The sequence below is a fragment of the Sphingobacterium sp. Mn56C genome, from assembly GCF_049319645.1.
GTDB lineage: Bacteria > Bacteroidota > Bacteroidia > Sphingobacteriales > Sphingobacteriaceae > Sphingobacterium.
The window spans coordinates 961160-983079 of sequence record NZ_JBMOUC010000001.1 but is presented as its reverse complement, the minus strand read 5'-3'; the positions used below and the strand labels follow the sequence as shown (position 1 = coordinate 983079).

17 protein-coding genes are annotated in these 21920 nt (G+C 39.7%); 9 read left to right on the top strand and 8 right to left on the bottom strand.

Annotated features, from left to right (window positions below; genetic code table 11):
* Positions 1 to 95 precede the first annotated feature (95 nt).
* Entirely contained in the window at positions 96 to 1454 is a 1359-nt protein-coding gene (locus ACL9RF_RS04195) for a glucoamylase family protein (protein ID WP_422799338.1), read from the top strand.
* 6 nt (positions 1455 to 1460) lie between these two features.
* Complete coding sequence (gene bglX, locus ACL9RF_RS04190) at positions 1461 to 3770, top strand: beta-glucosidase BglX (protein ID WP_422799337.1); 2310 nt, start codon at positions 1461 to 1463, stop codon at positions 3768 to 3770.
* Between the two features lie 417 nt (positions 3771 to 4187).
* Here the strand turns inward: bglX and ACL9RF_RS04185 are convergent, their stop codons facing one another.
* The 3 genes from ACL9RF_RS04185 to ACL9RF_RS04175 all read right to left on the bottom strand — a co-directional run bounded on the left by ACL9RF_RS04185 (position 4188) and on the right by ACL9RF_RS04175 (position 6908).
* A complete protein-coding gene (locus ACL9RF_RS04185; protein ID WP_422799336.1) occupies positions 4188 to 4466 on the bottom strand; it encodes a hypothetical protein in 279 nt (92 codons plus the stop codon).
* A 480-nt stretch (positions 4467 to 4946) separates the two neighbouring features.
* Positions 4947 to 5594 carry a TetR/AcrR family transcriptional regulator gene (locus ACL9RF_RS04180; protein ID WP_422799335.1) on the bottom strand — a complete coding sequence of 216 codons (648 nt, stop codon included), beginning with the start codon at positions 5592 to 5594 and terminating at the stop codon, positions 4947 to 4949.
* Positions 5595 to 5633: 39 nt separating this feature from the next.
* Positions 5634 to 6908: an aminotransferase class I/II-fold pyridoxal phosphate-dependent enzyme gene (locus ACL9RF_RS04175; protein ID WP_422799334.1), complete on the bottom strand. Its 1275-nt coding sequence runs from the start codon at positions 6906 to 6908 to the stop codon at positions 5634 to 5636.
* A gap of 1045 nt (positions 6909 to 7953) precedes the next feature.
* Here ACL9RF_RS04175 and ACL9RF_RS04170 point away from each other — a divergent pair.
* The 5 genes from ACL9RF_RS04170 (at position 7954) to ACL9RF_RS04150 (ending at position 13273) form a co-directional block, all read left to right on the top strand.
* A complete protein-coding gene (locus ACL9RF_RS04170) occupies positions 7954 to 8328 on the top strand; it encodes a hypothetical protein (RefSeq protein ID WP_422799333.1) in 375 nt (124 codons plus the stop codon).
* Positions 8329 to 8530: 202 nt separating this feature from the next.
* Positions 8531 to 9736: an NAD(P)/FAD-dependent oxidoreductase gene (locus tag ACL9RF_RS04165; protein ID WP_422799332.1), complete on the top strand. Its 1206-nt coding sequence runs from the start codon at positions 8531 to 8533 to the stop codon at positions 9734 to 9736.
* 316 nt (positions 9737 to 10052) lie between these two features.
* Positions 10053 to 11714 carry a hypothetical protein gene (locus tag ACL9RF_RS04160; protein WP_422799331.1) on the top strand — a complete coding sequence of 554 codons (1662 nt, stop codon included), beginning with the start codon at positions 10053 to 10055 and terminating at the stop codon, positions 11712 to 11714.
* 305 nt (positions 11715 to 12019) lie between these two features.
* Positions 12020 to 12916 (top strand): DMT family transporter, encoded by an 897-nt coding sequence (locus ACL9RF_RS04155; RefSeq protein WP_422799330.1) that lies wholly within the window; start codon positions 12020 to 12022, stop codon positions 12914 to 12916.
* A gap of 216 nt (positions 12917 to 13132) precedes the next feature.
* Entirely contained in the window at positions 13133 to 13273 is a 141-nt protein-coding gene (locus ACL9RF_RS04150; RefSeq protein WP_422799329.1) for a hypothetical protein, read from the top strand.
* Between the two features lie 76 nt (positions 13274 to 13349).
* Here the strand turns inward: ACL9RF_RS04150 and ACL9RF_RS04145 are convergent, their stop codons facing one another.
* Entirely contained in the window at positions 13350 to 14198 is an 849-nt protein-coding gene (locus ACL9RF_RS04145; RefSeq protein WP_422799328.1) for an AraC family transcriptional regulator, read from the bottom strand.
* A gap of 342 nt (positions 14199 to 14540) precedes the next feature.
* Positions 14541 to 14999, bottom strand: coding sequence for an SRPBCC family protein (locus ACL9RF_RS04140; RefSeq protein ID WP_422799327.1), 459 nt, complete (start codon positions 14997 to 14999; stop codon positions 14541 to 14543).
* 621 nt (positions 15000 to 15620) lie between these two features.
* Between ACL9RF_RS04140 and ACL9RF_RS04135 the strand changes: the two genes are divergently transcribed.
* Together ACL9RF_RS04135 and ACL9RF_RS04130 are read left to right on the top strand one after the other, a co-directional pair.
* Positions 15621 to 16868, top strand: a complete 1248-nt coding sequence (locus ACL9RF_RS04135) for a putative DNA modification/repair radical SAM protein (RefSeq protein ID WP_422799326.1) — start codon at positions 15621 to 15623, stop codon at positions 16866 to 16868.
* Between the two features lies 1 nt (position 16869).
* Positions 16870 to 17640 (top strand): TIGR03915 family putative DNA repair protein, encoded by a 771-nt coding sequence (locus ACL9RF_RS04130; RefSeq protein ID WP_422799325.1) that lies wholly within the window; start codon positions 16870 to 16872, stop codon positions 17638 to 17640.
* Between the two features lie 206 nt (positions 17641 to 17846).
* Here ACL9RF_RS04130 and ACL9RF_RS04125 read toward each other — a convergent pair whose 3' ends face one another.
* The 3 genes from ACL9RF_RS04125 to ACL9RF_RS04115 all read right to left on the bottom strand — a co-directional run bounded on the left by ACL9RF_RS04125 (position 17847) and on the right by ACL9RF_RS04115 (position 21903).
* Positions 17847 to 18473 carry a hydrolase gene (locus ACL9RF_RS04125; RefSeq protein ID WP_422799324.1) on the bottom strand — a complete coding sequence of 209 codons (627 nt, stop codon included), beginning with the start codon at positions 18471 to 18473 and terminating at the stop codon, positions 17847 to 17849.
* Between the two features lie 323 nt (positions 18474 to 18796).
* Positions 18797 to 19447: a ligase-associated DNA damage response endonuclease PdeM gene (gene pdeM / locus ACL9RF_RS04120; protein WP_422799323.1), complete on the bottom strand. Its 651-nt coding sequence runs from the start codon at positions 19445 to 19447 to the stop codon at positions 18797 to 18799.
* Complete coding sequence (locus tag ACL9RF_RS04115; protein WP_422799322.1) at positions 19444 to 21903, bottom strand: ligase-associated DNA damage response DEXH box helicase; 2460 nt, start codon at positions 21901 to 21903, stop codon at positions 19444 to 19446. The genes pdeM and ACL9RF_RS04115 overlap by 4 nt, the downstream gene beginning before the upstream one ends.
* Between the last annotated feature and the right edge of the window lie 17 nt (positions 21904 to 21920).

Here is a 21920-nt window from a genome sequence, read left to right as displayed (position 1 = left end):
ATAAACACTAAACATTCTAATTCCCTGCGTATCTTTAACTTATAGGTTACTTTGCGTAGGGATATTTTTACCTATTGACACATTTACAAATAGCCATGCAAAAGTTATTTATTTTATTCAGCATAGCCTTGCTGGTATTAAACGCTTGCTTTCAGGCGAAGCAACAGGCAACAGCGGCAACGCAAAACAAAACGGATATCGATACCGATACCTTATTAGATCGTGTACAACGGCAGACGTTTAACTACTTCTGGGATGGCGCTGAGCCACATTCTGGCATGGCGCGTGAAAGGATACATATGGATGGGCTGTACCCACAGCAGGATCAGGATGTGGTAACCATTGGCGGTACAGGTTTTGGTATAATGGCCATTATTGTAGCCGCAGATCGCGGTTTTATCCCTAAAGCGGATGCCGTACAGCGCTTAACGAAAATAGTTGATTTCCTGGCTACAATACCGCGCTTTAAAGGGGCCTGGGCACATTGGTACGATGGCCCTACCGGAACGGTGAAGGCGTTTAGCGAAAAAGATAATGGTGGTGATATCGTTGAGACTGCGTTTTTAGCACAGGGCTTAGTTGTGGTAAGGGAGTATTTTAAGCAGGGAAATACGGCTGAAAAAGCACTCGCGGATTTGGCAGACAGCCTTTGGAAGTCGATTGATTGGAACCATTATACCCAAGGGGAAAAGGTTTTGTATTGGCATTGGAGCGAGCAGCATGGCTTTGGAATGAACCATCCGATACGGGGTTTTGACGAATGTTTAATAGCCTATGTTCTTGGCGCCGCCTCGCCGACCTACCCGATTTCCAAAGCTGTTTACGATATGGGATGGGCACGATCGGGTGCACTAAAAACTGAGGCCCAAAAGTATGGTATACCGATGTTGGTCAAGCATAATGCACAGCCTGGAGAGGTTGGCCCTTTATTTTGGTCGCACTACAGTTTTATCGGTCTCAACCCTATGGGTTTATCCGATAACTATGTCAATTATGGTCAGGCGGTGGTTAACCATGCTAACATTCATATAACGCATGCTGAACATAACCCGCATAAATTTGTGGGTTATGGTAAAGATAAAGGCTGGGGACTAACGGCGAGTTATTCTTTAGCGGGGTATAGTGCACATCATCCGGACAACGATATCGGCGTTATATCACCTACAGCGGCACTTTCGTCTATGCCTTATACACCCAATGAAAGCCAGTCTTTTATGCGATACCTATTTACGCACCTTAAGGCTAAAGTATGGGGCAAATATGGTTTTTATGATGCCTATAGTGAAACCGAAAACTGGTACCCACAGCGTTATCTCGCTATCGACCAGGGCCCTATAGTTTGTATGATCGAAAATTACCGGTCTGGATTATTATGGCGAACGTTTATGCAGGCCGAGGAGGTGCAGTCTGGCTTAAAAAAACTTGGATTCGAAATTCATAACCTAAACAAATAAATACCAATGAAAAGTAAATTTTATCTCTTCTTTGCCTTACTTCTAGTCGTCCTTGCTGGCGCTATGGCACAACCTAAAGATCCAAAAGATCTTGAAAAACAACATGACCGGACAATGAAGGTCTTTATCGATGCGTTGCTGGCCAAGATGACCCTGGCGGAAAAAATCGGACAATTGAACTTGCTGACTGCCGGCGAGGCGACAACGGGCACGGTAGTGTCTACGGATATCGATGCCAAAATTAAAGCCGGGCAGTTGGGTGGTTTATTTTCGATGAGCAGCCCTGAGCGTATTCGGAAAACCCAACAAATTGCAGTGGAACAGAGTAGATTGAAAATCCCTCTGCTTTTTGGTATGGACGTTATCCATGGTTACAAGACCATCTTCCCTATTCCTTTGGCACTGGCATCTTCCTGGGATACGCAGTTAATTAAACAAACCGCAGCCATTGCGGCCAAGGAGGCTACTGCGGATGGTATACACTGGGCATTTTCGCCGATGGTGGATATCTCCAGAGACCCGCGCTGGGGAAGAATTTCGGAAGGATCGGGTGAAGATCCTTACTTGGGTGGCTTAATTGCTAAGGCGATGGTGCAGGGCCTGCAGGGTAATTCGCTTGCAGATAAGGAGACGATGCTTGCTTGTGTAAAGCATTTTGCATTGTATGGTGCTGCGGAGGCTGGCCGGGATTATAACACGACGGATATGAGCCTGCACCGTATGTATAATGAATATTTTTATCCCTATAAGGCAGCCATTGATGCTGGCGTGGGTAGTATTATGACTTCTTTTAACGATATCAATGGTATCCCGGCCACAGCAAATAAGTGGTTGCTTACGGATGTGCTCCGTAAGGAATGGGGTTTTACGGGTTTAGTAGTTTCGGATTATACTTCCGTGAATGAGCTTATCGATCATGGCCTTGGCGATTTGGAGGAGGTGTCTGCTAGATCTATTAATGCAGGTTTGGATATGGATATGGTTGGCGAGGGCTTTCTGACGACTTTAAAGGCATCGGTGGCGAAAGGTAGGGTTTCCGAAGCGACTATTACGGAGGCCTGCCGCAAGGTGCTGGAAGCGAAGTATAAATTGGGACTTTTTGAGGATCCTTACCGGTACTGCGACAGTAAAAGGGCGGAAAAGGAGATTTTACATCCCTCACACCTTGAAAAAGCGCGTGAAGCGGCTACAAAATCCTTTGTTTTATTGAAAAATAAGGATCAGCTCCTACCCTTAGCAAAAAAAGGAACGGTGGCCTTAATTGGCCCCTTGGCGGCAACAGGAGCAAATATGCCGGGCACGTGGAGTATAAGTGCAGACCTTGAAAATACTGCTTCCTTATTCGAGGGTATGCAGGCAGTACTGGGCGATAAAGTGCAGCTTGTGCATCACCTGGGCACGAATTTGGTTAGCGATCCAGCTTACCAGGCCCGGGCTACTTTATTTGGCCGTGAAATAAAAAGGGACCCGCGTGCGGAGGAGGCGATTAGAGCCGAAGCCTTGGCTGTGGCTGCACAGGCTGATGTTATCGTGGCCGCATTGGGCGAATCGTCTGAAATGTCAGGCGAGAGTTCCAGCAGAAGCGACTTGAATATTCCGGAAAATCAACAGCGCCTGCTAAAGGCTTTATTGGAAACCGGAAAACCAGTGGTTTTAGTCTTGTTTACGGGGCGCCCGTTGACCTTAACCTGGGAGGACAAACATGTGCCGGCAATCTTAAATGTTTGGTTTGCTGGCACGGAGACGGGGAAGGCGGTAGCCGATGTGTTGTTTGGGGATGTTGTTCCGGCGGGCAAACTTCCTGTTACCTTTCCTAAGCATGTCGGACAGGTGCCGATTTATTATGCGCATAAGAATACAGGGCGACCACAGCAAAAGGAAAAATGGTTTGAGAAATTTAGATCCAACTATTTGGATGTGGATAATGAACCCTTATACCCTTTTGGGTATGGCTTAAGTTATACCCAGTTTAATTATACGGATCTGAAGCTCGATAAAGATCAGCTGCAGGCAGGACAGCAAATTCAGGTATCACTAAACATTCAGAATACCGGTAGTTATGATGGCTATGAAATTGTGCAGATGTACATTCAGGATGTGGTGGGTTCGGTAACAAGACCCGTTAAGGAACTTAAAGGTTTTGAGAAGGTGTACTTGAAAAAAGGGGAACGAAAAACAGTTACTTTTACCATTACTGAGGAGGATTTACGCTTTTTTAATGCCGACTTAAAGTTTCAAAGTGAACCGGGAACATTTCAAGTTTTTGTGGGCCCTAATTCAAGGGACACCCAATCGCTACGTTTTGTCTTAAATTGATACAGGATTAGCGGTTTATACCGCTGGCATAGCTAACCAAATTAAAGTTTTGAAAAGCAGGAAGGCCGTAAGCAGGACCTTCCTGCTTTTACTATTACCGCCCTTGTTTTTGCGGCCTGCTCTTGATCGGTTTATAGGTTTGTATTTCGTTGAAATCGTTTGTTTCCACATCTCTTCTGGATTACATACTTCATCAGGCGTATGGCCAGATATTGCAGGTTAGTCTAGATTTGGTATCGATATCGCTGGGGTTCCTGTAAAGGAAATTGTATCGCTCTTCTTGGTCTTCCAACGTGAACGCTACCGGAGGAAAGAGGGATTTTTTAAGAACCTTTTATGCGCTTATAAAAATCTGGAGGATTGAATAAGATAAGCAACAATCGCTTAAGGCTTTAGCTTTATTGCGCCAAATTTTGATTAGGGCGTACTGCGGTTACTGATCTCGGCTTCTATTTGTTTTAGGATAATAATAAAAATAAACAACGCGCATGAAAAACCACCCAATAAAATAAATACAGCGTAGTTGTTGAGCACAACGGAATAATACATTAACAATAAAAACAGCAACAGCGTAAGCACACACAAAAACCTGACATATGCCTTGTATTTCTTTTGTTGCTGCCGCAGTTGCACCAGGGTATAGTTACTTAATTTACCCGTGCTAGAGGATGCTTTAAATATTTCGCTACTTTTCATTGTTTTTACTTATACGCAAATAAACAAAATTTAATCCTATATGCGGTTAGGTATGCGCATATTAAGTGATTTTTAATTTAAATATTCTCACATATGTAGAAAATAATCTACATAGCTGACTAATATACTGTTAACACCGACGGTGAAGGCAATTATTACCCTAAAAGACATAAAAAAAAGCTAGATAGAGTAATCTAGCTTACGCTTAAGAAAGTTGACTTTCGGAGTGAAAGAGTAATATGGAACACAAATATACATATAAATTTTAAAGTTCAAATAATAGAAACATAAATTTTCACATATTAGAGAACTAAAATAGCGGTAATTTTTCCACATTCAACCTTACCTATACTTTAGGGCGCAAAAGGTATTAAACAGGGATAGAAAATTTTTTTTCTATCCCTGTTTTAACTTGTCTGATAAATTTATTGCGCGGAGAATTTACACCCCTGCAAGCCTAAATAACGGCTTAACCGAATACTATTCTGTGGTCCACTTCTGGGTATATGTCCAAGACAGTATATTTTTTATAGCAAGGCGTATGCGATCTAAACCGGCTTTCTCTGTCAGATCGATCTCACAAAAAGTACTCTCCGTATTTTCGGCATGCAGCACCAGGTAATAGATACCAGCAACCAGAATACTTGTTACCGCTCGTAAATCTACCTCCTTACCTTCCAGTTCCTTATCCGCAAAGGCAAAATAGAGCGCACTCATACGCTCTCTTTCCCTTGATATATACGACATAATCTCGGATTTCTCACTGATCTGCCAAGCTACGGCCTTTTGCATCTCTTTATTCTCCATAAACCCGTCCATCTGATTTAATAATAAAGCCTCCAAGACACCCTTGGACCCTTCCGTAGGTGCTTTACCAAAGTATTCCACGGCATGAACGGTTGCAGAAACCCAGAAGTCTTTACCTTTTATATACGTTTCCACCAGATTCTCCACAGTTTCAAAATAAAGATAAACCAACTTTCGATCCACACCTGCCGCTTTGGATATATTAGCAATAGTTAAACCTGGATAACCTTTTTCCTGAAGAACAACACCCACTGCGGCAATTAATTTGCCCATGGTCCGTTCCTTATCATTTTTTTCCCCCTTATATAGTTTACGTGGCATATGTTTTACATTCAAATTTTATATACGATTCCATTATGTTTACCTCCCTTTCTTTAAACTTACTTTTTTTCCAATATCCTCTAAGGCATTTAGTACAGCATCCAGCTGTGCCGTTGTATGTGTTGCCATTAAGCTGGTACGGATACGCGCATCTTTTCTGGCTACACCCGGATAAATAATACAATTGGCGTAAATCGAACGCTGTAATAGCATGCGTGAGATTTCGGCAGTACGTACAGGATCGCCAATTTTAATCGGGATTATAGGCGATTCAGTATTACCAATTTCCACGCCTAATGTTAATAGTCCTTGCTTAAAATACTGCACATTATCGTGAAGCTGCTTACGCCAATGCGGTTCTTCATCGATCAAATCCAGCGCCTTCAGCAAACCAAAACTTGCCGGTGTAGCGGTGGATGAAAAAACATGCTGCCTAGACTGGTAACGCAAAAAGTTAACGATTTCTGGCGAGGCAACAACAAAACCTCCAATATGCCCTAAAGCCTTACTTAAGGTTCCAGATAGAATATCCACCTTTTCCAAGACATTATAAACTTCAGCTGCACCTCTCCCCGTTTCGCCGACCACGCCAATACCATGGGCATCATCTACCATTAAATAGGCACCATAGCTTTTTACAAGATTTACAATTTCGTCCAACTTAGCCAAATCACCATTCTGCGAGTATACCCCGTCGACAATAACCAGTTTGGTTCTATACTGATCCTTTGCTTCACGCAGGGCACGCTCCAGATGCACCATACTATTGTGTGGAAATTTTTTGGTATGTGTGCCAAGAAGCCCCTCGTAAACACTGGCGTGCACTTCCATATCCACAATTGCACAATCTTCAGCTTTTAATAAACTTAATAAGGTTGCACTATTTGCCGTATAGCCGGTCGTAAAGATAATACTCGAACCTTCTGGCCGGTTAAAAAAGCGTGATAATTTATTCTCTAATTCAACATGATACTCGTGCAAGCCACCAATTAATGGCGAGGCACCAGCTCCAGTACCGTATTGACGAATACCAGCAATGGCAGCCTCTATAACCTTAGGGTGACGTGTGAAATTTAAGTAATCGTTAGATACTAAACTAATACATGTTGTGGGTTGCGATAAAAAAGGAGAAGAAACGGTGGTTTCAGGACCACAACCGTTGGTTTTAAAACGGAAATTTAAAAGATTGTTTTCTTTTTGATAGTCGATATACTCTTTAAAGTATTTTGCTGTAGCCATCATATCATGGCCTTCAATATTTTCAAACTCTTTAAACGTAGCTGTTGAAAAGCTAATAGATTCTCTTGAGATCATATAATTGATATAAAGTTATGATAAATTAAACAAGTGAATTTCAGTCACTTATTCATAAAGAGTTTAATAAACTGAAATATTTTGGAATATATATATCACAACCAAGGAGCCAAAAGACAGCCCTTCTATCTAGCTATTTTATTTGGTTCACCAATTACACAGCCGCCTACACCATCTTACCGTATTAATTATACTATCCACCTGACCATAATTTACGGATACCTCCGTAAAACCAAACCAGCGATTTATCGTCTACAATAGGATAGATAATACTTTTTTATACACGAAAATACCGTAAGAAAAACTTCGTATAAAAAATCAACATTAAGATTTACAGAAAGTTACAAATCAAAAGCTGATAGAAAACAACCATTATCAAACCATATACAAGGTACAGAACTCACCCAATTAATATATATATTAATTGTATTTTCAGAAAATTAACTCTATATTTAACTCGGGATTGAAAATTACTTTACCTAATGACATCCTGTTAATTTTATAGTTCTGTAAAAGCCACTCTAGTCCAGTGGCTTTTTATATTGACACGAGCTTCCTAACAAAAGAAGAATTACATCTTAATTCCATATTAGTTAGTATAAAATGCTTTAAATTTTTTATCGATAATTGCATTATTTAATACAAAACAAATACACCAACAAAAACAGACCAACACATACGTGTCGTTATATATTTTCTCAAATATAGGATTTTTATATTACTTCATATAATTTTTTATTTTTTTTTAAAAAACGCGCTAAACAACCCTTCTAAAAGGAAGACTGTTAAATACTTAGAGTTATAAATTTTATCTATAACACATTTATTCTATATAAATTTTATATATATTCACAACATAAAGAAAATTCAAATTAAGGATAATTGTCGATTATTTAAGATAAAAAATTAAAAGAAATCGGAAATTCAGTGTTTTTTATAAAAACAAATATAAGGTTCTAGTCGTTCACTAATTCAAGTAACGCAGGGTACTATTAGTTTTATAGAATTTACCTCAATATTTATACTTTATTTTAGTGTCGCATTTATGAAAATACTAATTTGTAGTACATCGGGATTAATAAATTATGGTTTATGCAAGCATATAGCGCAAACATTTCATGACTCGTTGTTGTTATTTGCAAAGAACGACGAAATATTAAAACAACAACTTAGAGAATATACAGTTCCAATAATCCTACTATCCTCAGAAATGCTCCGTCAAAATAAAGAATTACTTCGTTCATTAAAGGACATATCCCCTCACTCACAAATCATTCTTTTGGTATCAGGTGCCTGTGTAAAACACATTGAAAAGTTAACATTAGATGCAATAGATGAATACTACCACTTAGGAGAGCCCTTAGAAAGGCTTGACAAAATAATAGCTTCGCTTTATGTAACACCAGAAAAATATAAATAAACGAACAGGCTTAATACTAGTGCTATTTTATTGCCGCTATTTAAGCAGAAGCTGATCCCTTTATTAAGATCATGTCAAAAAACAGCATGTACTTTATTAAGGATTAATAAAACCTATACGTCCGAAAAGATCTACAGTATAAACTAAAGTGTATCGCTTTAAACAATATGCGTGGTTCATTTGTTATTCATAAAAAAGTGTCATGGATTTAAAATCGAATGAACCCTTCTGGTTGGTAAAAAATGGAATAATTAACAGTTATCCCTCCTTAAAAGAAAACGCCAGCTGCGAGGTTTTAATTGTCGGTGGCGGTATCACAGGAAGTTTGGTAGCACATCAATGCATACAAGATGGCTACAAGACAATATTGATCGACAAACGCGAAATCGCCAATGGCAGTTCTTCGGCGACAACCGCCATGTTACAGTATGAAATTGATACCCCCTTATACCTGTTGCGGAAAATGATCGGAAAAGGCGCCGCAGACGCTAGTTATAAGGCATGTGCAGAAGCGATAGATCTGCTGCAGGAAATAGGCAAAGAGATAAATTCCGAAGCAGGATTTAAAAAAAAGAGCTCGCTCTATTTTGCGGCTTTAAAAAAAGATGTACCCTGGTTATTGAAGGAATATCAGGCTAGAAAAGACGCCGGTTTTATGGTGAAATGGTTAACAGCCGATGCTATCCATCGAAAATTCAAGCTTTCGAATACCCACGGTGGTATTCTCTCCGAACAAGGCGCCAGTGTAGATGCATTTAGATTGGTGCATGAATTGTTATCCTTTAATAAGCTGTATGGCCTGCAAGTGTACGACCGTACCGAGCTTTTGGAAACAAAAACCTTAAAATCTGGTGTAAAAGCAGTTCTAAGCTCAGGTCATGAAATTATGGCTCATAAAATCATTTATTGCACAGGCTATGAGAGCACAAATCTTATTAAGGAGAATTTTGTAAACCTTATCAGCACATATGCCTTGGTATCTGAAGTTGAAAAAAAGAAGAACAAGAGCCTAAAAGAGCTACTAATTTGGAATACCAGTGCCCCTTATATGTACATGCGAACTACCGATGATGGCCGCATATTAATCGGTGGTGAGGATGAAAAATTCGTCAATCCGGAAAAACGGGATAAGCTAATTCATAAAAAAAGCAAAAATCTTCGTAAAAAATTTGAAAAATACATCCCTGAAATCCCTTTCAATCCAGATTATGCTTGGGCAGGAACATTTGGGGAAACCAAAGATGGCCTACCTTATATTGGGACGCATAAAAAATTTAAGCATAGCTATTTTGTGTTGGGATTTGGAGGCAATGGTATCACCTTCTCCGTTATTGGTATGGCTATGATAAGCAAATGGCTAAGTGGCAAAAAGCATAACCTACAGCGATATTTCCGTTTTGGCCGATAAATCAGAAAAATAATGTGTAAATGGAACCATCGCAAATTTATCCCCCCTTAAGTGGCATTCTATGAATAGGGCGCATTATATTATAGAAATAGAAAATCTACTACTTTTTACTAAATGATTAATGAATAAAATAGTTTAACTAAATATCGGCATCCTTCATAAAGTGCAGTAGCTGCATTTTTGATTGTTAAGGTTAGCATAAGACACTTGTTATCAATTGCAGGTTGTCTCCGAGGTACCCTAACCGTTCAATAATCAAAAGATTACAAGATGACTACATACACTCCTTGAAGGCATCCCTCATTAATTACTTAGAATGATAAATACCATAAATTTTAAAAAAAATATATATTCAAGCATAACCATTGCAGCACTCCTGTTTTTTCATTCCTGCAGCACGACCACCGATAAACTTATTGAAATCGTTCCTGGCGGAAAAGCCAAGCTAGAGGTGGAAATATCAAAAGATTTTTTTGCCGAAAAGAAATCTATCCAATTAATAGGATCTACAGCTGCATCGAGAGTTCCAGAAAGGACGGCTATTCAAACTGCTTCCATTGACCTCAATGATAAATATACATTAAGCGCAGCATGGGTTGCAGAACCTTCTGCAGCGTATAATGCCGTAAACAGCAAAGCGGCGAGCAATATGTTGACCACCACAATAACAACTTTACAACCCTATATTAAATATAAACTTCTCGTTTTTGACGATAAGGGTAAATTTATATCCGAAAGAGACTATACCCATGGAAAAGAGCAGCAGGAAGACCAATTATTACTTCAAGGTGGCATAAATTATACCTTCGTGGCATTTTCTGTTAATAGTGCCACAGTGCTGCCTGCGGTACATTTTGCAGACGAAACCAATAAGACACTGGCTACAGCAAGCATTGCAAACCTAAGTGGTTCTTTGGATTTTATGTACGCTAAAGTACAGAAGGTGCTAGAATCTGACATTACTTATAAGCTTAGTTTAGAGTTTAAACATAAATTCAGCCAAATTACCACAACCATAGATGCTAAAAGTACAGGATATAACATTACAGAAGTGCAGGCTAGGTTTTCACCACACTTTAACGCCGCTAGCGTAAACCTGTCGACCGGCGATATTACTCAAAAAGGAACAGAAAGCCTTGCCGATGTAAAATTTAGCGCATTACATAAACCAACAGTAACCAGTAGTCCTACCCTAATCAATGCGGCAGCTACGCAAACGGCATCGCTAACCATTAACAGCATCACAATAGGACCAATGCAAAAAACAGATGCGCTGTCGTTTAAAGATCTTGCGTTAAAGCCTGGAGTAAAGTATAATCTTATTATAAAGGTAAACCCTAAAGATGAATATCTAACCCATGTTGGCATACCCGCAGCCCGAATAAATGGTAGTATCTGGGCCCTGCATAACGTCGGTGTTTCCACTAGTCAGGATCCAAATCAAGAGCCTATAACAGCCGCATTACATGGTAACTACTACCAATTTGGGCGAATAATACCAACGGCAGGACCGACGGATACAAATATAAATAGCGAGTGGACCTGGCGGTACCCTGCTTTAGATGCCTGGAATGCCGGATCAATAGAAGCGCCTAAAAAAACTGAAAATGACCCCTGTCCAAAAGGCTTTCGTATTCCTACACAAATAGAATGGCGTGATCTGCTTGAAAGTACAACAGCCTCCAACGTAGGGAATTTTAAAATCCATGACACACATTTCAATGCAGCGAAGGTATTAACCAGTAAGCGTAAAAAGAATGTAAGGCTAGTATTACCCGCTCAAGGTTGGATGAATACCAATTCTTACAACATATCTGTCGGCTTAAGACAACGCGGAATTAATATAAATTACTATTCCAGTACAGTAGATGCCGGTGGCATGTGGCGCCTGGCGGGCGACGATCTAGACATAGATATCAGCTATCTCCAAAAAGGCAGATTAACCCAAAGTAGACCGCTTAGGTGTATCGCAGAATAAGTCGCTGCAGGTAGATTTTTAGGTGCACGCAACTAATCCAGGTAACGTGCACCTGTTTTTTATAAAAATAACATCTGCCGCTGCTTTTGCAGCGCCTAGTATGGCTTTGTTTTTACTATATGAAAGGAATTTCGTATTTTTGCACAAAATTCATTGTAATGGTTACCTTATCCGCATTTGATCAACATATCGTACCTTAGTTTTTCCCAAAAACTAAATAATCTGCATTCTTGCAGACTTTAAATGTTATCGTACTACGATAGCAACTGGTACTATATGGTCAAATTTTTATATTAAATATTATAATGAAGAAATCACTCTTCCACCTACATATTGCTATAATTTTAGCAAGCTTATCCGCTATTTTTGGTAAACTCATAACATTAAATGAGGTATTTTTAACCTTCTACCGTATGTTTTTTGCGGCTGTTATACTCCTTATATTGGAGTGGACGGTTAAAAAATATAAACCCCAACGTGCGGATAATAGCTATGTATGGGTAGAAGACCGCGCGCGAATAATGGGGGTCGGCATGCTCCTAGCTTTGCATTGGATCTTTTTCTATGCCAGCATTAAATATGCAAATATCGCAGTCGGCGTGGTCTGCTTTTGTTTAACAAGTTTATTTACGGCATTATTGGCGCCACTACTACAAAAAAAGCCATTTTCATGGTCTGAAATTGGTATAAGTTTACTGACACTGTTGGGCATTCTACTTATCTTCAAATTTGAATCTCAATTTAGGTTAGGTATTGTGTTGGGGGTGCTATCATCCCTATTTGTAGCCTTATTTACCATCCTAAATGAGCCCTGGTCTAAATATGTGGAAGCACAACGACTTACCAAATATCATATGATCGGCGGAACAGTTGGTATTGCTATCTTATTACCTATTTACTTGAAAATTGAGCCTGTAGCGTACAGCATCCCTAAAGGGCTAGATTTAGTATACTTAATTTTATTATCCAGTTTTTGTACTGTACTTCTCTATATACTATTAAATAAAGCTATGCGATATCTTTCTGCCTTTACTGTAAACATAAATTTTAACCTGGAGCCCCTATACGCCATCGCTATAGCCGCGGTATTTTTTCAGGAGTTTAAGGAAGTCAGTGCAGCCTTCTTTGTAGGATTACTGCTGATATTAGCCGCGTTACTACTACAGCTTCTGCAAGTTTTACGGAAACGTTTACCAAATTAAAAATAAAAAAAATAGCTTAAGAAGGCCGCCTGTTAAGGCGGCTTTTCCATCAAAATCAGTTTGCGACACCGCTATAAACAGCATAAGATCCTTATCTTAGAATGCATACACTATTGCTATTATTTTTGACCTGTACAGTACCAATAACAGCGCTGCAAATCTGTACCTAAGAAATAAACCCCAATATAAGCTGGTATTAAATTTTCGAAATATAATATGCTACATATAACAGCGGAAGGTGCCATAAAAGCACAGCTTTCCTTAGTAGAAAGACGGAAAATTGCGCACGGCCTATTATCAGGTTCAGCGCATATTTCGAAATACAATACGGGCATATGCCATTATACAGTAGCCTAGACCCTATAGATGGTACCTTTGTACCTTTAGTTAGGAAGGCACAAAAATTAAGGTTTATATATCGTCCTTGTAAATATTAGGAGGTTAACCTATTTTGCGACTTAAACTGCCGTGGAGCTATACCCACTTTAGTTTTAAAAAATTTGGTAAAATAAGAAGGTTCATCGAAACCTAAGGCATAAGCTACCTCCTTCACGTTCATAGACTCGTGAACCAACAAACGTTTACTTTCCAATATAACATACTCATCAATAAGCACTTTTGGCGACTTCCCCAAAAGCTTCATTACGACTTTCTGCAATTTTCTTTCACTAATATTTAATTTACCGGCGTAATATTTAACCTTGGTAAAATCTCTAAACTCCTCTTTAATCAGCTTCCTATAAGAAGCAACATAGGCATAATCTTTAGAGTATCGGTGGTGAAAAAGCTTGTTCGCACTAAGCAGATCAGTCCAACGTCTTTCCAGTGTAAATAATATATTGGATAAGAAATTATTTAAAATTGCGGATTGAAATTTATCATAAGGCTTCACAAGCTCACTTTTCAATTTCTCTACCATAAATAGCAAATCGTCCAAATTTTCCGTATCGAAATAAATCTTAACAAGTAAACCGATGGTATTAAAAATCTGTGCATTTTCCAAGAAAACCTTGTTTTGTAAGTTTTGATAAAAAAATGCAGCGGGAAAATAAATCAGAACCCCATCAAAACCCGCTCGCGTTAGAAATTTATGAACCTGTCCCGGAGAAATAACAAATACATCGCCTACCTCCATATCGATTTCCTGACAATCTAGCCTATGTGTGGCGCGCCCCGCAAGTTGAATATAGATGCAATAAGAATCCGTATAAGTAGGAATATCCCCTACCTTTCCTGCTTCCACTACACCATCAGAAATCGTAATAATATGTATCTCTTGCATAAGATTGTTTACAGCTTAAAAAATAATCGGATTTATAGAAATAGATTTTCTGATACATGCCACATAAACAGGCTAAAAGCGCTGAAACACCCGCTTTAACCTATTTTAAATTCAAATAATTACACCTAAAGGAAATTTTATTTCTTTTATAACAATAAAACAGGCATTTAGTTTGGTATAGTAATCGAATTTATAGTTAACTTTTAGCTAAGGTTCCTACTGCAGTCGACAGGCATCCTTCCGTTTTTTGGAATATAAAGCCACTGTAGGTAAAGAATAATAAAGGAAAGAGAGGCTTTCCTAAGAAAGCAAAGAGGAAACTACAGCGTAAACATACTACCGCTACTGATTAAATTTTTTTTCCAAGATATCGTAACGGAAATCAAAAATATGTTCCAATTTCTTTTTAACAAACAACTTATGCGCCCATTCGCCAAGTATACCAAAGGGCAATTCATACTCTACCGTATCCCTCATCAGCACCCCATCGGCATTGGGAGTAAACTCGTGGAGGTGATTCCAATATCGATATGGCCCTTTCTCCTGGTAATCGGTAAAACTCTCCTCCCAGTTAACCTGTGTAATTTTAGTTTGCCAAAACAAGGGTATACCCCATAACGGCGATACCTTATACGCGATAATCATTCCCTCGTAAATAGGCACTTCCGTATTTGTAGACAGAACAGTAAAGCGCATATCTGCTGGCGTTATTTTAGCAAGGTTCAAAGGAGTGGAAAAAAACTGCCAGGCAGTTTTCAAATCGCAATGTAGTTGCTGTTCTCTACGTAATTGATGCTTCATAACAACAGGATTTGAATTGTAGCATACTTCGTTATTTAAAATAGTTGAAAGCCATCCCCGCCTTTCCATCTCCCATTTGTCTACCCTATCCCACCCCAATACCTAATTATTTATAATGCATGCAGCAGTCTGCATGCATTATAAAACATTGTATGACAAACCACGCCCTGCAATGCAGCAGCGCAGAAAGGGCAGATCGGGCAGCAGAGCGACATAAATCTTACGTTTATACAGTATTACACCATAATATAGCAGGTAATACCTAAGAAATTAAACCAAAATTTATCGCTATACAAGTATACGAAAATTACAGCAAACGTAAAGTTGCCCGACCAATATTGCTGCTAAAGTATTTACCCAAAAAACTACTTAAAAATCCTAAAAACGCCCAAAAAATCCATAAAGCCTCCTAAACCTCCTAAACCTCCTAAACCTTAAACCTGCTCAATTAGCACATATACCAAACCTTTAAAAACAGCCGATACCTAATTATCAACCCAACTTCAAAGAGCCATATTTTAGAAGTAAAATGATTTAGACCAATCAAATACACTAATTTTTTTAGCCTTTCAATTTTCTGTATACTAATTTATTTAGTATTTTTGTTGCAAATATTTTAGCATGGAAAGATTAGAGGAAAAATTACGCATTTTGGCCGATGCTGCTAAATATGATGTAAGTTGTAGTTCTTCGGGTTCAAAACGAAAAAATAAGGGTGGCATTGGCGATGCCTCATCCTCTGGAATATGCCATAGCTATACAGAAGATGGTCGATGTGTATCCTTATTAAAAATACTTTTGACAAACCATTGTATTTACGACTGTGCTTTTTGCGTAAGCAGGCGCAGCAATGATATACAACGTGCTGCATTTACGGTAGAAGAAGTGGTTGAATTAACAATGAATTTTTATAGGCGTAACTATATTGAAGGGTTATTTTTAAGTTCAGGCATTTTTAAAAATGCAGATTATACCATGGAAAGATTGCTTCGTATTGCCAAAAAATTACGCACCGAGGAACGATACAATGGTTATATTCATCTTAAAACCATCCCTGGAGCAAGTGAGGAGTTGATACAAGAGGCTGGTCTGTATGTAGATAGAATGAGTATTAATTTGGAACTTCCTACCGATGCTGGACTTAAATTAATGGCGCCAGAGAAGGACCATGAGTCTGTAAAGAAGCCTTTGGCTTTTGTAAACAACAAATTAATACAACTTAAGGAAGAGAAAAAAGTAATGAAACATACGCCTTCCTTTGTTCCTGCCGGACAAAGTACGCAGATGGTTATCGGTGCCACAGCAGAGAACGATTATGAAATTATGCATGTTGCCGATAGTTTTTATAAAAATTATAACCTGAAGCGGGTGTATTACTCCGGTTATATTCCCATTTCAAATGATAACGCTTTGCTGCCACAAATAGGCACAAGACCACCGCTGTTGCGTGAAAACAGGTTGTACCAAACGGATTGGTTAATGCGCTTTTATGGCTTTAAAGTAGAAGAGATATTAAATCCTACCCATGTGCATTTAGACCTGGATATCGACCCCAAATTAAGCTGGGCCTTAAGAAATCCGCATTTTTTTCCTGTAGATATCAATTCGGCCGACTATTGGATGATTATTCGGGTGCCAGGAATTGGAAGACAGTCGGCAATGAAAATTATTCAAGCCCGCAAATTCGGTAAAATTCACGAATACCAGGTCAAAAAAATGGGTATTGCTTTCAATAGGGCGAAGTATTTTATGACCTGTGCCGACTCGCCTATCGCTTTAGGTTATTTAGCCATGGACCATGTCCGAAAAAGTATTGTTCAACGCAGCAGTTCCAAAATTATCAGTACCCCACAGCTAAGCTTATTTTAAGATGATCTATAGTTTTGATGGCTCGTATGATGGTTTGCTGACTTCCGTATTTACCGCTTTTGAAAGAAAGCAGTTTACCCTGCAGCTGCTAACCACAGACGATTTTCAGGAGACTTTATTTGAAAAACCTTTGACTATACATTCGGATAGGCAAAAGGCCGATCGTGTTTTAAGTGGATTGCAAAAAAAACTCCCAAAAAATGCGGTGGCAGATTTTTGGAAAGCATATCTCTCCGAAGACCCTAAAATATACAGCATTATCCTTAAGATTATGATTCATGTTTTTAAGGGAAACACGGATATCTTATCCAATTACGGCGATGAGGATGTATTATACTTTCATCAAACACTAAAAAAAGTAAGTCGGGAAAGGCATCGTGTCAAAGCATTTGTACGCTTTCAGAAAAGTGAAGACGGCATGTATACCGCCATTATGGAGCCTGATTTTAATGTATTGCCGCTTGTGGCAGATTTTTTCAGAAAAAGGTATGCCGATCAACGCTGGCTAATTTATGATAATAAACGAAAATATGGACTGTACTATGATCTTCAGCAGGTAACGGAAGTGGAATTAACGGCGACCGAAAATAGCGCCCTACAGAATTTACAAACGCAAATTCACTTGGACAGCAATGATAGCCGCTATGCGCGGATGTGGAAAGGATACTTTGATAGCACCAATATTGCAGCGCGCAAAAACATGAAACTTCATCTACAACATGTGCCCAGGCGGTATTGGAAGTACCTACCCGAAAAACAAAACACCGGATAAGGAAAAACCCCATGCGCTATAGCTAAAGTAAATCATAAAAAACAAGCAAATAAATACGTATTATTTGCTTGTTTTATAAAAATAGAGTCATGTGCAGCATGAACGCGAAAATGAAGCACAGCCTAAAAGCGCCGTCTGCAATTTAAGAAAAGCATAAGGCAACCAAACCTAAGCTGTTGACGCCTCAATAATTTAAAAACCTAAATTTACAAAGTCTCCCCTAAGAAAGAACCATTGCTCACCAGCGCTTTAGCGAAAACTGGAACGGTAGACTCACGATTCCAATCCCGTTGCCATTCGCAAGACACCTGCGTAAGCGACGTCAGAACTGCTCCCGCCTGCTGTAATCTACCTAAGGCCGTATCGTGTGCTATTTTAGAAGTTCCCCCCACACAGTCTACCGGCGTGTACACCTCGTAACCTTCTTTTAAAGCGTCTAATGTAGGAAACGTAAGGCAAGCTTCAGTCCATAAAGCACAAATCAGCAATTTGTTACGACCCACCGCTTTTACAGCGTCTAAAAACTCTTGATCCTCCCATGCATTGATAGACGTTCTATCGTACGATATATCATCCTTAAGCACCGACTTCAATAATTTTACCGTTTCGGTATTTCTTCCCGTACCAACATTGACGGTGGAAAGAACGATAGGCACCTTAAAACCCTTGGCCATCTCAGCGAGTGCAGTAATATTACGTACCATATCGTTTCTATCCATGGAATTAATAGAATTCACCTGTAATGGTTGGTAATCAATCAAAATCAATACCGTATTTTCTGGCGTTAACATGTGATCATTTTTTTGATCGCGAATTGGGGTGATACTACTCATAGAAATTAGAATTTATAATTTTAAATAATCTGTAAATAATCAACTATCCACTGGCAGGAAGTATAAAACAGCGAAAATTCCAATTTCCGCTTTACTTCCATACAAAATTAGGGGATGATAGGCTCCAAAAAAAGGTAATAAACCGTATAAATAGGGTAAAAATTAGCACCTGTTATTTATTCCATGTATAGTCGGCACCAAGCTGTAAAGGCATCCAGTAAAAACTCCAAGGAATACCAGAATACGAAGCCTTTTCCGGGCAGTGTATGATAATAATAAACCGGATAATAAGAAGAGTAATAAAAGGCAAATGCGCGCAACCTTTAAGCGATTTCTGCTATTCCGCCCTCATAACAGGCATAATAGACAGCGTCGTTATACTTGGATTTTGTATCCAAACCGGTAAAATTACTAAATGCTGGAAGAACAATAAGCTCTGGCGACACCACAAAGGCGGGCAAACGTAAGGTACGTCTTGTAGGCAGGGGAAGTACAATACCGGGGTGAATATGACCGGTAATCTGTGGAAACAAGGAATCTGCGACGGGCTCATGTACAAAAAGTAAAGCGTGCAACAAGTATTGCGTTGAAACCGATGATAGCCCCATATTAAGCAGATATTTGTCGTTCATTCTATCGTGATTCCCCTTAACCAGCAAAAAATCAATCGCATGATTCTCTTCAATAAAGCGCATAAAATCCTGCACCTCTATATTATCATTTGCATGCAACATATCGCCTACCATGATAACACGTTTAGCTCCAAAATAATGAATCAAGCGCGCTAAGCGGTTTAAATCTTTTTCATGAATCTGAGTCGGCACAGGAATACCATTTTTTCTAAAATGTGCCGCCTTTCCGATATGCAGATCCGATAATATTAAGGCATCTTCCTTTTGCCAATAGATAACGCGCTCATTACAAAACACAAGGTCTTCCCTATTCCACGCTATGGATTTGGTATGGATTCTCATCTTTTTCTTTTACTTAACCGATTACTCATTTCCTGCATACGTTGGATACGTGCAGCCAAGTCTTCGCTAGATAGCGACTGTCGTAAGCTATCTACCTTAATCGGAAAACTCAGCGGCGTAAAATTAAGGGTTTTTTGATAAAGAATCTTAGAATTAGCAATACGCTCAAATGCCTGCATCAACCGAGGCTCCTCCAATTGCTGATTGAAAACCTCAGTATACGCTTGCCGCAATAACAAATTATGCGGTTCATGCTCCTCAAGCACCTGAAAGATAAGCCCCGCCGAAGACTGCAATGACCTATTATTATGCTGCTTACCAAATTGGTTTTGAATAACATAGCCAGCAATAACGGCAATATCTCTAAATTTACGCTTCGCCATTTCGGCAGCATTGATACTGGCCAGCACATCCTCCATTAAATCCTCCTTGCGCAGGATATGTTGCAGCTGATCGTTAGAAAGAACAATCTCTGTATCCGAATACAGCTCAAAGCCATAATCGTTCATGGCCATGGAAAAACTAATCGGATACAACTGACTTATACGATACGCCATTAAACTAGCCATCACCTCGTGCACCAGCCGGCCCTCAAAAGGATACATAAATAAATGATAGCCCTCCTTAGTTTCAATACTTTCGACCAAAAACTCGTTTTCAGAAGGAATATGCGAACGATCTTGCTGCTTAGCGATTAAAGGGTGCAAAAATTTTAATTCTGTCTCCCGCGCTTTAGGGCTTTTAGAATCCGCTAATTTCTGCCGTAATAAAGCGCCGAGGTTCGAGCTAAGCGGCAGGCGCCCACCTAACCAGCTCGGCGTAATAGCCTTACCTTTGGAAGCGCTGACATAGGCCGTCATATCCTTTAGTCTGACCAGCTCCAACACCCTACCCGCCAGAATAAACTTATCCCCGACCTTCAGTTTAGACACAAAATACTCCTCCACCATACCAATATAGCCGCCGGTCAGAAACTTAACCTTAACCATCGCATCACTGACAATCACGCCCAGGTTCATGCGATGCAACATGGCAATTCTACGCTTTTCCACGACATACAAACCATCCGCATTCCGAACAACCTTATGAAATTCTTCATAATTCTTGCCAATCCTTCCCCCTTGAGTAATATGCGACAAACACCAAGACCAATCCTCCGCCGTGATCCATTGAAAGCCATAGGTAGACTGAACTATAGCCAACATATCCGCATCCTGAAAGCCCCCTCCTAAAGCCACGGTAACTAAAAATTGAACCAACACATCATAACATAACACCAAAGGCTCCCGATTTTCAATAATTTTATGCTTTACAGCATCCTTTAATGCTGCAACCTCAATAAGTTCCAGCGAATGCGTCGGAACAAAATAAATTTTTGAAACTTCATGAGGGGCATGTCCGCTACGTCCGGCGCGCTGCATAAATCGAGCTACACCCTTACTCGAGCCGACCTGAATAACCGTATCCACAGGTTTAAAGTCGACACCCAAATCCAACGAAGAGGTAGAAACAACCACCTTCAGTTTCCCTGCGCTTAAGGCATCCTCAATCCAAGCACGAATATGACCGTCGATGGCGCTATGATGCAAAGCCAGCTGGCCGGCAAATTCAGGATAAGCCTCAAGTAAAAGCTGATACCAATATTCACTCTGGCTACGGGTATTTGTAAATAATAAAGTCGACCTACTGTTTAAAATAATTGGAACGACCTTTTCCACTAACTTTCCGCCCAGATGCCCCGCCCACGGCAATACCTCCACCTCATCCGGAAACACCGAGACGATCTCTATTTGCTTCTTCTCTTTAGCCAGTACAGTTGTTTTTTTTATGTTGTAGGGGATTAAAACCTCCAAAGCCTGCTCCAGATTACCAATGGTGGCAGTAATACCCCAAATCTTCACATCAGGCTTCATATACAACAAAAAGGCCAAAGCCAGTTCAACCATTACTGCACGTTTAGAGGTCAGCAAATCATGCCACTCATCCACGGCAATAAGTTTGATATGCTTAAAAAACTGATCCCTGCTTTTTTGGGCCAACAAGAGATGCAAGCTTTCCGGTGTTACCAAAAGTATATCAGGCATGTGTTTGGTTTGGCGCTGCTTAATTTTAATATCCGTGTCCCCATTTCGAACCCCCACGGTCCAGTCCAAGCCAATTTGATCAATAGCCTCCTGCATAGCCTTCGCTAAATCCTTAGCAAGCGAGCGAAGTGGCGTCACCCAGAGCAGCTTTAACCCCTTCTTATACCGATCAGGATGGTTCATATAATCAATTAGAAGCCCTACAAAAACCGAATAAGTCTTACCAAAGCCTGTAGGAGCCACCAGCAAACCACTATAACCCTTAGCAATACGCGCCCAATTTTCTGTCTGGAAAGAAAACGGCGTTCTACCCTGGTCACGAAACCAAGCCTCTACAATTTTAAAACCCTCCGAATTAACAAAATTATTCAATTACGCGCTATTTTAAA

What these genes read in the sequence shown, in the direction of transcription:
- ACL9RF_RS04175 (WP_422799334.1), bottom strand. Translation starts at nt 6,908, where the DNA reads ATGATCTCAAGAGAATCTATTAGCTTTTCAACAGCTACGTTTAAAGAG.
- ACL9RF_RS04160 (WP_422799331.1), top strand. Translation starts at nt 10,053, where the DNA reads ATGATAAATACCATAAATTTTAAAAAAAATATATATTCAAGCATAACC.
- ACL9RF_RS04135 (WP_422799326.1), top strand. Translation starts at nt 15,621, where the DNA reads ATGGAAAGATTAGAGGAAAAATTACGCATTTTGGCCGATGCTGCTAAA.
- ACL9RF_RS04180 (WP_422799335.1), bottom strand. Translation starts at nt 5,594, where the DNA reads ATGCCACGTAAACTATATAAGGGGGAAAAAAATGATAAGGAACGGACC.
- ACL9RF_RS04165 (WP_422799332.1), top strand. Translation starts at nt 8,531, where the DNA reads ATGGATTTAAAATCGAATGAACCCTTCTGGTTGGTAAAAAATGGAATA.
- ACL9RF_RS04155 (WP_422799330.1), top strand. Translation starts at nt 12,020, where the DNA reads ATGAAGAAATCACTCTTCCACCTACATATTGCTATAATTTTAGCAAGC.
- ACL9RF_RS04170 (WP_422799333.1), top strand. Translation starts at nt 7,954, where the DNA reads ATGAAAATACTAATTTGTAGTACATCGGGATTAATAAATTATGGTTTA.
- ACL9RF_RS04130 (WP_422799325.1), top strand. Translation starts at nt 16,870, where the DNA reads ATGATCTATAGTTTTGATGGCTCGTATGATGGTTTGCTGACTTCCGTA.
- ACL9RF_RS04150 (WP_422799329.1), top strand. Translation starts at nt 13,133, where the DNA reads ATGCTACATATAACAGCGGAAGGTGCCATAAAAGCACAGCTTTCCTTA.
- ACL9RF_RS04145 (WP_422799328.1), bottom strand. Translation starts at nt 14,198, where the DNA reads ATGCAAGAGATACATATTATTACGATTTCTGATGGTGTAGTGGAAGCA.
- pdeM (WP_422799323.1), bottom strand. Translation starts at nt 19,447, where the DNA reads ATGAGAATCCATACCAAATCCATAGCGTGGAATAGGGAAGACCTTGTG.
- ACL9RF_RS04185 (WP_422799336.1), bottom strand. Translation starts at nt 4,466, where the DNA reads ATGAAAAGTAGCGAAATATTTAAAGCATCCTCTAGCACGGGTAAATTA.
- ACL9RF_RS04195 (WP_422799338.1), top strand. Translation starts at nt 96, where the DNA reads ATGCAAAAGTTATTTATTTTATTCAGCATAGCCTTGCTGGTATTAAAC.
- bglX (WP_422799337.1), top strand. Translation starts at nt 1,461, where the DNA reads ATGAAAAGTAAATTTTATCTCTTCTTTGCCTTACTTCTAGTCGTCCTT.
- ACL9RF_RS04140 (WP_422799327.1), bottom strand. Translation starts at nt 14,999, where the DNA reads ATGAAGCATCAATTACGTAGAGAACAGCAACTACATTGCGATTTGAAA.
- ACL9RF_RS04125 (WP_422799324.1), bottom strand. Translation starts at nt 18,473, where the DNA reads ATGAGTAGTATCACCCCAATTCGCGATCAAAAAAATGATCACATGTTA.